Here is a 12,834-nt window from a genome sequence, read left to right as displayed (position 1 = left end):
CTTGTAGTTGCACCTTACCTTGATCTAATAAGACAATCCACTCAGCGCGCTGCACAACACTCGGACGATGGGTAATTAAAATCGTAGTTTTACCTGACGATATTCTAAGAGGCGATCTAAAACATTACTTTCACTCGCTGGGTCTAATCCGGCAGTAGATTCGTCTAAAATTAATATAGGTGGATTGGTGAGAATTCCTCTAGCGATCGCTAATCGTTGTTTCTGTCCACCAGAAAGATTTGCACCAAATTCTCCTAACACAGTTTGATACTTATTCGGTAGTTGACTAATAAAACTATCTGCATCAGCAACATGACAAGCTGTGACAATTTCTTCAAAAGCAATGTGTGGCGTTCCTAAACGAAAGTTTTCTAAAATTGAGCGACTCCAAAAATGAGCTTCTTGGGGTACATAAACTACCTGTTGTCGCAAACAATCAAGGGATAAATCGTGAATATTATAAAAACCAATGCGGATATTACCAGAATTGGGTTGATATAAACCCGCAAGGAGTTTGGCTAGGGAACTTTTACCACAGCCTGATTTACCAATCAAAGCAATCACTTTTCCGCCAGGAAGTTTCAGCGAAAAATCTTCTAATAAATCAACTCTTCCAGGATGGTGGAAATTTACATGAGAAAAACGAATATCTGTATCCCCTGCTATTTGTGCAACTGGCTTGTGGATTTTTTCATCGACTTCTGGAGTTGCATCAATTACCTCTAGCAAACGCGAAACAGCAGTTTGAGAACGGAAATATTCATCAACTAAACTCACTAATGTACTAATTAATGCCAACACATTAAACTGAAGGGCATTAATAGCGAGCATTTGCCCAATACTTAATTGTCCCTGAATTACTAGAATACTACCGCAAGCCAGTAAAACTACACCGCCAATTGTCGAAAGAAACTTAGCAAGAGTATTGTTAATAATGCTAATTTGAATTGTGCTGAAAGTGAGATTCGCTAAACGACCGAAACGACTTTGTAATTCATCCCAAAATTGCGGCGCAGCATTAGTAGTTTTTAGCACCTGTGCGCCTTTAAAGGTTTCGACTAACACACCTTGATTTTCTGCACCTAAAACTAAGAGATTACGCGTTTTTTGTTGCAAAACTGGTAAAAGTGGCAAGCTAGATAAACTCATTAAACCACCGATTAAAATGACGGCGATCGCCAACTGCCAACTATAGAAAATTATCAACCCCAAAGAAATCACAGCAATAAAAAATTGGCTCGGCAACATCACCACAATATGTGATATCAACTGGTTAATTTCATTAATATCTCTGAGTCGGCTGGTGATTTCTCCACTGCGCCGTGATTCGTAATAAGTTAAAGGTAATTGTAAAATTCTGCGTCCAAACTCAAACACTAAACCTAATTGCAACCGTTGCCCAAAATGAGCAATCATCGTTGATTCTAATAATTCCAGCGTGCTACTAAATAAAGTCATCGCTATCACAGCGATAACTACAACAGTAAGTAAATCTGTATCTCCGCGCACTAACACATCATCCGTGAGTAATTGAATCAGTACCGGAGTACCTAAACCCAAAACACCCATGACAATATTGAGGAGAAACACCTGAAACAATAGCCCCCGATAGGGCGAAAGACGCTGAAGAAAGCGGATAAAACCGGCTTGGGGTTTTTCTTGGGGTTGTTGAGCAAAACGATGAGGATCAGGCTCAAGTAACAGCATCACCCCATTCCAAGCGGCTGTTAACTCTTCCCGACTAACGTAACGCAAACCCACAGCAGGATCAGCAATGACGTATTTTCGTCCCCGCTTTTCGTGTAAAACTACCCAATGGTAGCCTTGCCAATGAATAATTGCTGGTAAACGCAGTTCTTTGATTCTGTCGATGATAGCAGGCGAAGCTTTCACGGCTCTACTATGAAAACCGAGATTGTCACAACCACGTTTCAAGCCTAATAAAGTTGTTCCTAGTTGTCCCGTTCCTACCGCTTCTCGACTTTTATTTAAACTCAAAAAGCGTCCATAACGCCTGCAAATCGTCACCAGACAAGCTGCGCCACAGTCTTCTTCACTGAACTGTAAAACACAGGGGTAAGTTTTTTTGAAACCAAGCATAATTAATTCAACATGAAGAAAGTCAATAGTCAATAGTCAATAGTCAATAGTCATTAGTCATTAGGGAACAGATTAATATTCAATGCCCAATGCCCCATGCCCCATGCCCCATCCCTACATATCTGCAATTAATCTCGCTTTGCGGAGAATGAAGCGCAGAACGGTTTCTTGGCGGGAGATGATATCGGCTTGGCCTTCCATGCCTGATTTGAGTTGACATGGCCTGTCACTTCTGCCGACGTAGGGGTTTTGAGGTTCGATAATCACTTCGTATCCAGCTTTGGGCGGGGTGGGTGATGGGGTGTTATTGACAATGGGGAGGGCATCGGCGGCGATGGTTTTGACTGTGCCTCTGAGAGTGCCGTAGTCTGGATAGGGACAGGCGGAAACTCGCATCTGGACTTGTTGACCGGGCTTGACTTTATTGATTTCTTGTGATGGGACATAAGCTTTGATTAAGATGGGGGCATTGAGAGGGGCAATTTGGGCGATCGCTTCACTCGGTTGCACTACTTGTCCTGGATTACGTAAGTTAAATTGCAAGACTGTTCCGGCAATTGGGGCGCGAATGACACTCTGATTGATGTCGTTTTCAATTTGTTGGAGTTCTTTACGAGTTTTATCTAGTTGTGTCTGAAATTCTAGGCGTTGTTGCAGCATTGTTTCTCTTTCTTTATTTAAAGCTGCTAATGTCCCTTCACCTTTAGCCTGTTCTTGTTGAATGCGTTCAGAGGCAACAATCACGGGTGCATGACTGGGATTAAGGGCTGTTCTGGCTTTGAGTAAATTAGCTTGGGCGGTGGTGAAGGCTTGTTCTTTTTCTTCGAGGAGATTTTTGGCGTTGGCTTTGGCTTGTGCGAGTTTGGCTTCGGCGGAAATTACGCCTTGGGCTTTTTCTTCGAGAAGATTTTTGGCGTTGGCTTTGGCTTGTGCGAGTTTGGCTTCGGCGGAAATCACCGCTTGTTCTTTTTCTTCGAGGAGATTTTTAGCGTTGGCTTTGGCTTGTGCTAGTTTGGCTTCGGCGGAAATTACAGCTTGGGCTTTTTCTTCGAGGAGATTTTTAGCGTTAGCTTGGGCTTGTGCTAGTTTAGCCTCGGCGGATTTGACGGCTTGGACTTTTTCCTCATAGACATTACGCGCGATCGCACCGGATGTAACTATCGGCTGCATTCTATCTCGCTGCACTATGGCTAAATTTAAGGCGGCTTCAGCTTCTTGGATAGTAGATTGTAAAAGTTTTTCCCGTTGTAGGCGATCGCGTTGGGCTTTCGCTAAGTCAAGGGCTGCGGCTGTTTCTTCTACTGTTGTCCTTAAAAGATTGTCACGCTGGAGGCGATCGCGTTGTTCTCTGGCTAGCTTTAAAGCTGTTTCCGCCTCTTGGATGTTGGCTTGGAGGAGGTTTTCCCGTTGCAGGCGATCGCGTTGGACTTTGGCTAATTCTAAAGCGGCTTCTGTTTCTTGAATGGTGGCTTGCAGTAGGTTTTCCCGTTGCAGGCGATCGCGTTGTATTCTAGCTAAAGTCAGAGTTGCCTGTGCTTGTCCCATATCAGCCATAGCTTTAACTTGCTGATCTGTATAGTTGCGTTGTGTCCCACTCAGTTCAGCTTGTGCAGCCGTAGTGAGGCGTTGATTTAAGTTCCTCTGTGCCGCAATTTGTGTATCAATTTCTCTTAACTGAGCATCTATTTGATTGAATTGTAATTGACTTTGTCCAATAGTATTTATTAACTGACTTTTTTGATTTTGCAAACGAGAATTATCAATATATGCAATGGCTTCTCCTGCTGCTACTGTCTGATTTTCTGTCACCGCAATTTTGGCGATTTTGCCACTGATTAATGACTGTACAACCTTAATGTCTCCTACAGGCCGAATTGTAGCCGGGACTTTCACCGTCACGTTATATTTCAAAATCGATGTTAGAGCAATTCCTGCTAGAAAGATAGTTAATATTATCCCTCCCCCGATACTTGTCCATTTACCCAAGTGGGGCAGAAATTCGTTGGCTTCTAGTATAGGAAGTTGCTCAGGAATCTGTTCATTAGACTGATGCCAAAAATTATTTTCTTGGCGGTGTAAGGTGTTCACAGTATTGCACCTTCTGTTGCTCAATGTGTAAAAAAACAGAATAATGGTGGCAGGTTTTGTGGTTCACGACAAAGTTTTAGGAATCAATTTTGCATATCTTTTGACTGATACCTATTTCTTTCGGGGTAAATTAAGGCATCAACTGAAAAATGCTACTAATATTAGCAAACATTATGGATGATTATTGATATAATCATCGCAGGGGAACAAGAAAATATTGCCTACTGCGGTAATTATTTTTCTTGTAAATCTAGCGTTGGTAGCGTCTAGAGAACACAGAGGAGAACGCTCAAACTCCCTCAAAATCCTCACTTACGTTGAGCGAGTTCATATAATCTCCTCTCCCCCTTTTTTTTAGGATAAAGTAATTGGTAATTTAGCCAACTAAATTACACACATGATTCATGTTTAATTGTCATATTTTCTTGATAACTAAATTCTCACACTTGATTTCTGCACAAATCTAAGTCGGGTGTGTTAAGCGTAAGTCTTAACTCACCAAGCCTTGGGGAATGTGCATTGCAAAAATCAAATAAGAGTTATATTGACAGATTAACCCTATCCAATATCATGCTAGTTAAATTATTGACAACACAAGGAATTTCCGAGTTATATATATTCTGATGCGAGTGCAAGATATCATCAGAATATGCGATTCATCTTGGCATTTCCTTGAACGATGATGAGATGATGGCAAGTAAAAATTTATCTGGAATATTCACGTTGACATAATTTCTGATCAATTCCCAAATTAGACGGTGCGATTGGGAAGATTTAGATGATTGCGGCTGCAATAATTAACTTATTCTGAATAGCGATCGCAGCTTTCTGATGAATGCGTCCGAAAATTATTTATGGATAAATACATCAACATGATTGTCAACCTCACTTACTAATTAGGTGTATTACCACCTACGAACTTAACTATAAGCATTGTTCTGTAATAATTCATAAATCTGAAGACATAAATCATCTTAGTAAAATTATGTCTTAAAGTAGATACCCCAATATCGAGACACTTCCAAAGCCTAAACTAACCAATTTATCGCCATAATTTCCTTTCCCCCTGCTCCCGTTCGGCTGACGCTCACGGCGGAAGCCTGCCCCCTGCCCCCTTGCCCAAACAGTGATAGTATACGTCTTTAGTTTAGAAGCCCCTATCTTGGAATTGCGTCTTCAAATCTGATTCACCATCGCCACAATAGTAGACAAAGGAACTTCCGCAAAATACTGCTGTTGAAATTGTTCTTCACTTACAGCAGCGAGAAATTCTGCTACAGCTACATCACTTTTTGACTCCAAAACGCTGCTAGAATCCCAAGTAAACTGCAAATGACGGTCTTGTCTTGTGACAGTAAATCCCCAATATTTTAAAGCCTTAATGCCTAAAAATAAAGCGCGATCGCTGATTCCCAATTTCTCTAAAATTTGTACACGGGTGACTAACTGATTTGTCCGGCTTAGGTATTTAGCAATACCCACCAGTATCAACCAAATTTCCTTGGGTGGTTGATGATTAGGTTTAGACCAAGCTAAAGCTAATTGTTGATGATTATAGAGCGATCGCCGCCACCAAGCACGCAAATCATCCCAATGAGTCGGACATTCTTCTAATATCAGAGATGGGGAATTATGGACGAGAGATTTGGAGAGATTGCGCCAATCTAGAATATTCGCGGAATGTTGGGTTTGTGGTGTTGAATTTTCGCTAGGACGAACAGCAATTAATCTAATTTCATAGCGTTTTTTGAAAGTGTTATAGTCTAATTCAGCAATACAATCACATCTACCTACGGGTAATTCTTCTTTATAATGTCCCCACCAAATTCCAGGAAAAGGATTTCTAGTAGAATCATCGCGAATATCAAAATCGGTTTTAATATACTGTACTTTTTTCCCTTGTGAATCTTGTTGATTGCGATGCCAAGTATTTTCAAACCAACAGTTTTTAATAAATAATTTAGGCACAGGATTTCCCATCCCACAAGGTTCTAATAATTTGAGTTCTAAAAATAATTCTTTACCCAAATCGGCTACTGTCACTACAATATCTGCTTGTACCGTAGGCGTAAGATTAATTCCACCTAAAGTTTGCCGTAATTGCTGATTAATCGCATCTCGAAATAAAGGAATATTTTCCACTGGTAAACTCAACCCAGCCGCATAGGGATGTCCGCCAAAACGATGCAATAAATAAGCTTGGTCTTTCACCAACTGATATAAATCAACGGAGTTAATTGAACGGGCTGAACCTCGTGCTGGTTCCCCAGTCCCTTCCGTACTCAACAAAATCGTTGGGCGGCCTGTTTCTTGGGCGACTTGTCCAGCGACTAAGCCTAAGACACCGGCTGGCCATTGGGAGTCTTCGAGAACAATGACACTAGTAGTTGAAAGGTCTAATTGGCTGAGTTTTTGGTTGACTTGGGTTTGTACATCTTTTTGCAGAGATTTGCGGCGTGCATTGGCTAATTCTGTGACCTCTGCAAGTTCACTACAGCGTTTTATATCGCGACTAGTGAGTAATTCCACACAGAAACTCGCATCACCTTGGATGCGGCTAACTGCATTGATGCGTGGCCCTAAACCGAAGGAAATATCTGTGGGGCGATCGCCACTTTTCTGGCACAATTCCAATAATCGTCCTACTCCTGGCCTGCGGCGCAGTGCTGGTGGTTGTTGCAAATCCGCTTGTAGCCTCTGAATTCCCAACTGTGCTAAATATCGACAATCACCACTTAACTGGACTAAATCAGCGATTAAACCAACTGCAACTAAATCTAATAAATTTTCTAATGGGTCTTGGGGAATATCAGGTAAAGTTTGATAAAGGGCTTCCACCAATTTATAAGCCACCGCTACCCCAGACAAATTATACAGTGGATGTTCCTTGGCTAAATAACGGGGATTAATAATTGCTGTCACTGGTGGACGTTCAGCAGGTAAAGTATGATGGTCTGTAACTATGACATCTATACCTAAATTTTGAGCATAGATAATTTCATCAATATTAGTGCTGCCAGTGTCACAAGTGACAATTAATTTACAATCTTGTGCCGCTAAGTTATTAATACCAATTTCGTTCAAGCCGTGGGATTCTTTTAATCTATTGGGAATGTAATAAGTTAACTGTTGATGTTGAATAAAAAATTGTCCTAAGCCATCCCAAAGCACAGAAGTAGATGTAATTCCATCAGCATCAAAATCACCCCAAATCGCTACTTTTTCACCTGCGTTGCGTGCTTGTTGCAAACGTGCCATTGCTAGGTGCATTTCTTGCCCAAACTCAAAGGGGCTAGCTGGTTGATATGTTTTATGGTTAAGAAAAGCAGCTAATTGTGATTTATCTTGAATTCCCCGTTGCCATAACAATTGGGCTGCAAATAATCCACTTGACGATGCAGGCGCGTACTGTTTGATTAATTGGATAAACCACGCTGGTGGTTCTTCAGTTGTTGCTAAAATCCACTGCATTGCATTAATTCAAAATTGGATATTATTTAAAATTAGTATTCAGAAATTTAGAGATTGTTGATAAAGTAAATATTAAGTAGGGGAGGCAAAAAGCAGTGTGGATTTTCCTCCCGCTTTATTGCCGTTGTGTTACGGCGTTGTCAGGATTTGAGTATGAGCGACAGTATAAATTGCCGTAACGCACCGTGTGATTATGGTGCGGTGCGTTACGCGTTGCTTTAACGCACCCTACAATTTAAGCTTTACTTTATAAATCATCTCTTAGTCAAGATTTTTATCTTTTGAGTAAAGAGAGGACTAAAGTCCTAACTACAAACATTTATTCATTATTTATAGGTTCATTGACGAGAGGATTTAAAATTACTTCATTGGCAAATCCATCAGGCTTTCGGGCGCGAATTGCAGGACGAGAACGTCTATAACCTGCCCTTTCTGCTTTTTGATGTTCATAATCAATTAGTCTGCCATAATATGGGTGTTTGCTTAAATTCATTGATAGAAATATATGTTGGCGGATATTGCCAAAACCCTTACGGTTGAAAAACTTCACGGCGGGTATATTAGTAGGATCAGTGTCCACTAACATAAATCTTGCCCCATCTTCAATCATGCGAGCAACAACTTTATCAACTAACTTATCTGCAACTCCTTGACGCTGAAATTTAGGATTGACACCCAACCATAAAATATAACCATAAGTCCAGGAGGCTTTAGTGATAATCGTCCCTAAAATAAATCCTGCTAATTCTCCATCTGTTTCCGCCACTAAACAGTATTCTGGATCTGTGTTGTAAAGTCCGATGACTTCCCATTCATCCCAGGTACGGTATAGATAGGGATATAAATCACTAGTAAATAATCCTTCTCCTAGATGATAAACGGGAGCAATATCATCAATCCCTAATTCGCGAACATAAACAGCATCATTTTGATCAAAATTTGTCATAAATATTAGGGGTGTAAGAGAATTGGGTATGGGGCATAGGGCATAGGGCATGGGGCATAAGGCATAGGGCATGGGTATAAAATCTACCTTTTCCCCAGTCCCCAGTCCCCAGTCCCCAATCCCCAATCCCCAATCCCCAGTCCCCAATTAAATAGTTACTTCTTGAATGTTAGCGATATTTGGTAAAGTATCTTGCGTGTTGGTATCTTCCGTTTTGGGAATGCGATCGCACCTCATGGCAAACTGACAATAGTTACAAGCTTTATTACCTTCCGTCACTTGGGGGAAAGGTTGATTTTGTTGATAAAGTGCTAACCAATTAGTTAATTTATTTAACAACTGATGAAGTTTCTTCGCAGTTTTTTCGTGTTCGCTAGTGCTGTAAGTGAATTTCAGATTTTGTGGTTTACCTTCAGATTGGATAAACCAATAGGTCATAGAAATATTTTCTGGTAAATAGGTGCTAGTTTCCGCTAAGACATACATATATAGCCGAGTTTGCCAGTTTTGGGCTAACTTGCGTTTATCTGGCGGCTTGGGATAAGTTTTCCAATCTAAGATTTGAGCTTGTTGGTTATCCCCAATGAGTAAATCGTAAATAACAGTTAGTAAATAATCTTGCACTTGCAGAGTGCGGTAATGTTCACTTTCCCGAAAGACTTCAGCATTCGTCGTGGTTTGGATAATCTCTGGTGCTGCGTCAGCAAAAGCAGACATCCAACTTTGCAATTGTGTGTCTGCGGCTAAGAGATGATCAATTGGTAAACCCATTTCTCGCTGTTGCATCAGCAAGTGAAAGCGACTCCCTAAAATCTGACGTGCTTCGTGTTCAGGATCTAAAGGCGAGTTGAGTTGTTCTAAATAAGTGTGCTGAAATTTACGGGGACAAGTCTCTAGTAAATTGAGATGTCCTTGAGAAAGTCGTAATAGTTGAGTAGAAGTTGTCAGCATTCTCTCATTGTAGGGGTGTAAGGGTGTGAGGGTATAGGGGTGTAGGGGTGAATAAGAAGATGATTATATACCCGTCTTGAAAGTGCTGTTAGCGGTAGTGCGGCGTTTAGCCCATGCTGAGTGAAGTTTTTCTTCTCTTGCTTCCCCCACACCCTCATACCCTTACACCCCTACACCCTTAAACCCCTACACCCCTAAAACCATGAGAAAAGGGAAAAGAATGAACCTTACTAGTGAACTTCATCCTTTTCCCTTTTTATGTACCTGATGCTTATTTAATGTTAGCCCTTGCATCCCTAACTGCGGCAACAAAAAATAAACCAGTTAGAGGAATACTCAAAGCTAAGATGATGGCGGTGATTTGTACGCCTAAATCTGGCTGTCCTGAACTTAATTCAAACACTGAACCAACAGCTGCGATCGCTGTTACACAAGAGCTAGCTAGAAAAAAACCACTTTTTGGAGTTAAATACACTACTAGACCACCCTACTCTACTGGTTTGACTGCTTGATACGAGAAGCCATTCTTAGATAACTCTTGTGCCAAAGTCAAGGAGTTGTCTACACGATCTACAAACACTACACCATTGAGGTGATCCATTTCATGCTGTATACAGCGTCCGAGTAAGTCAGTAGCTTTGAGTGTTTGGGGGCGGCCATTTTCGTCTTTATAAGACACTTCCACCACTTCAGGACGCTTAACATCCATATACACACCAGGAATACTCAGACAGCCTTCTTGCGCCGTACAAATTTCCTGACTGACTTGTTTAATGGTGGGGTTAATCAACACCAATGGCGGATTATCAGGGTTATCCGGTTCGCAATCGATTACAATTAACTGCTTATTAATTCCAACTTGGGGTGCAGCCAAACCTATGCCATCATTGCTGTACATAGTTTGTAGCATTTCGCGTATAAGTTGACGAATTTCATCGTCTACCTTATTAATCCGCTTGGCAGGTTGACGCAGAACGCGATCGCCTAGATAGTGGAGTTTCAAAGGCGGATTTTTTAACTTTTTTTTCTCAACAGCAATTTCAGAGGGCATGACTTTCGACGGCTAGATTGTGACAATTCCTATTAGTTTAATTCTATCAAGAGACTGGGGCATGGGGCATGGGGCATGGGGCATGGGGCATTGAATATTAATCTGTTCCCTGTTCCCTGTTCCCTGTTCCCTGTTCCCTAATAACTAATGACTATTGACTATTGACTATGTTCAAATTCCTGACAAAACTCGACTATCTCCTCAAGGAAACCTTTCTGGGTTTGTTGCGTGGTGGGTGGATGAATTGGGCGGCTGTTAGTACAGTCACCGTATTATTATTTTTATTTGGTTTGAGTTTGCAGACTTCTTGGCAAGTTGAAAAACTCCTCAATCAATTTGGTAGTCAACTAGAGGTGTCAGTTTATCTCGATACTGACACACGCGCCCAAACTCTTGAAACATTCGTGGCGCAAATGCCAGATGTGGTACATATAAAAACTATCACCAAGGAACAAGCTTGGACTAAATTAGTTAGAGAATTGGGGATTTCGGATATTGATAATGCGACACAACAGTTAGGGGAAAATCCCTTAGTTGATGAGATGAAAGTTAAAGCACGTAATCCTCAAGTTGTGCCGAATTTAGCCACACAATTGGCGAAATTACCAGGGGTGGAAACGGTGCAGTATATAGATGAAGCCGTCAAACGTATCGCCCAGTTACATCGGGGTTTAAATTGGATTACTGTCACGATTACCAGTATTTTGACATTAACCGCGATCGCCGTCACCACTACCACTATTCGTCTAATTGTTTTGGCGCGTCGGCGGGAAATTGAAATTATGCAGCTAGTGGGTGCTACGTCGGCGTGGATTTATCTGCCGTTTATTTTACAAGGAATCACCTTTGGTTTACTAGGAGGTGCGATCGCCTGGAGTTTGATTTCCGTAATTCAGCAGTTCATTTCTAGAATGCTCACCAATCAACCAGAATTCATTCAATTTATCACCAACGGTTTACAACTAACACCAGGGCAAATTTTATTTTTACCCCTAATGTTATTAAGTTTCGGCGCAGGTGTAGGATTAATAGGCAGCTTATTTGCAGTCAGACGCTTAGTTAAGAAAATTTAGCAAATTGTTGACTAATGTAGGGGGGGTTTAACCCAAATATCTGTTTTCTAATATGAATATCCCACAGAACCCGCCCCTACTGACTATTGACTATTGACTATTGACTATTGACTATTGACTATTGACTAACCATGACATCTCAATGGGAATCTCTATTAAAAAATCTTGGTACTTGGGAAGGTGCATTTATTCGCTTTTCACCCCAAGGAGAATATCTAGAAGGTGTAAAAAGTACAGTTTCCTTAGAAGGGTTGAACAATAACCAAACTATTCATCAGGTTGTACGTCGCGAAGGACAACCTGATTTGGTTTTAGAATATAGTTCTTTATCCCGAACTACGCTATTTTTTCCGAATGGCGCATTTTCCCAGGGTACAATTCAACTTGCACCCTTTACTGAATTCGGTGCAGAATTGGGACTTATCCATGAAAATCGCCGCTTACGTCTAGTTCAGTTATTTAACAAAAGTGGACAACTCTATCAACTCACTCTCATTCCTGAACACTTAGCCGGTACTGAACCAATCGAAACTCCACGTTTGCAGGTAAATGACTTGTTGGGAGAATGGCAAGGTGAAGCGATAACTATGTATGCTAACTTGAATCCTGCTGATACTTTCTCAACCAATCTCACACTAACACTAGACAACAACGGACGATTAATTCAAACTTTGAATTTTAGCGATCGCACAATTACTTCAACTGCTACGATTCAGGGTAACACCATCATCTTTGACCAAAATCCCCAAAAACAAGTACAAGTTTTACTCCTCCCCAATGGTGCTTCCGCAACTTCTCCTCTCAACCCACAGTTCAATCAAGGATTAATTTTAGAAGTCGGTTGGTTAATTCAACCAAACCTCCGCCAGCGAATGATTCGCAGCTATAACAATAAAGGCGAATGGGTGAGTCTGACTCTTGTAACAGAACAGCGAGTTAAGCAGTAGTTTAGAGGTTGTTTGAAAAGTGTTTGGCTGTGCTATTTAGTACATTTAGATCCCCTCTAACCCACCTGAAAAAGTGAAAAAGCAGGGTAGTTTCATACGAAAAAATAAAAATCTATAAGTTTTGATTTTTCGTTTTGTAGCCCAGATTTTGACCCCTCTCCAAACCTATCTCCCACGGGGTGAGAGGCTTTGAAAGCTAGTTTTATT

General features: G+C 41.1%; 8 protein-coding genes and 1 pseudogene. 2 read left to right on the top strand and 7 right to left on the bottom strand.

Going from position 1 to position 12,834, the window contains the following annotated elements; translation table 11 throughout:
• The 7 genes and pseudogenes from CV014_RS18665 to def all read right to left on the bottom strand — a co-directional run.
• Window positions 1-2,100, bottom strand: a pseudogene (locus tag CV014_RS18665) (peptidase domain-containing ABC transporter); the annotation flags it as partial.
• Window positions 2,101-2,214: 114 nt separating this feature from the next.
• Window positions 2,215-4,188 carry an HlyD family efflux transporter periplasmic adaptor subunit gene (locus CV014_RS18660; protein WP_236143391.1) on the bottom strand — a complete coding sequence of 658 codons (1,974 nt, stop codon included), beginning with the start codon at window positions 4,186-4,188 and terminating at the stop codon, window positions 2,215-2,217.
• A gap of 1,176 nt (window positions 4,189-5,364) precedes the next feature.
• Window positions 5,365-7,659: a single-stranded-DNA-specific exonuclease RecJ gene (gene recJ / locus CV014_RS18655; protein WP_236143390.1), complete on the bottom strand. Its 2,295-nt coding sequence runs from the start codon at window positions 7,657-7,659 to the stop codon at window positions 5,365-5,367.
• A gap of 319 nt (window positions 7,660-7,978) precedes the next feature.
• Entirely contained in the window at window positions 7,979-8,605 is a 627-nt protein-coding gene (locus CV014_RS18650) for a GNAT family N-acetyltransferase (protein ID WP_236143392.1), read from the bottom strand.
• Window positions 8,606-8,752: 147 nt separating this feature from the next.
• Window positions 8,753-9,556, bottom strand: a complete 804-nt coding sequence (locus CV014_RS18645; protein ID WP_236143389.1) for a PD-(D/E)XK nuclease family protein — start codon at window positions 9,554-9,556, stop codon at window positions 8,753-8,755.
• Window positions 9,557-9,827: 271 nt separating this feature from the next.
• Complete coding sequence (locus CV014_RS18640) at window positions 9,828-10,031, bottom strand: hypothetical protein (RefSeq protein WP_103136319.1); 204 nt, start codon at window positions 10,029-10,031, stop codon at window positions 9,828-9,830.
• Window positions 10,032-10,043: 12 nt separating this feature from the next.
• Window positions 10,044-10,607 carry a peptide deformylase gene (def, locus tag CV014_RS18635; protein ID WP_236143388.1) on the bottom strand — a complete coding sequence of 188 codons (564 nt, stop codon included), beginning with the start codon at window positions 10,605-10,607 and terminating at the stop codon, window positions 10,044-10,046.
• Between the two features lie 167 nt (window positions 10,608-10,774).
• Between def and CV014_RS18630 the strand changes: the two genes are divergently transcribed.
• Window positions 10,775-11,680, top strand: coding sequence for a cell division protein FtsX (locus CV014_RS18630; protein WP_236143387.1), 906 nt, complete (start codon window positions 10,775-10,777; stop codon window positions 11,678-11,680).
• A gap of 131 nt (window positions 11,681-11,811) precedes the next feature.
• Window positions 11,812-12,627 carry a DUF3598 family protein gene (locus tag CV014_RS18625; RefSeq protein WP_236143386.1) on the top strand — a complete coding sequence of 272 codons (816 nt, stop codon included), beginning with the start codon at window positions 11,812-11,814 and terminating at the stop codon, window positions 12,625-12,627.
• Window positions 12,628-12,834: the final 207 nt, after the last annotated feature.

Source organism: Nostoc sp. CMAA1605 (assembly GCF_021596505.1).
Taxonomy (GTDB): domain Bacteria; phylum Cyanobacteriota; class Cyanobacteriia; order Cyanobacteriales; family Nostocaceae; genus Trichormus.
This window is presented reverse-complemented; position numbering and strand designations above follow the sequence as displayed.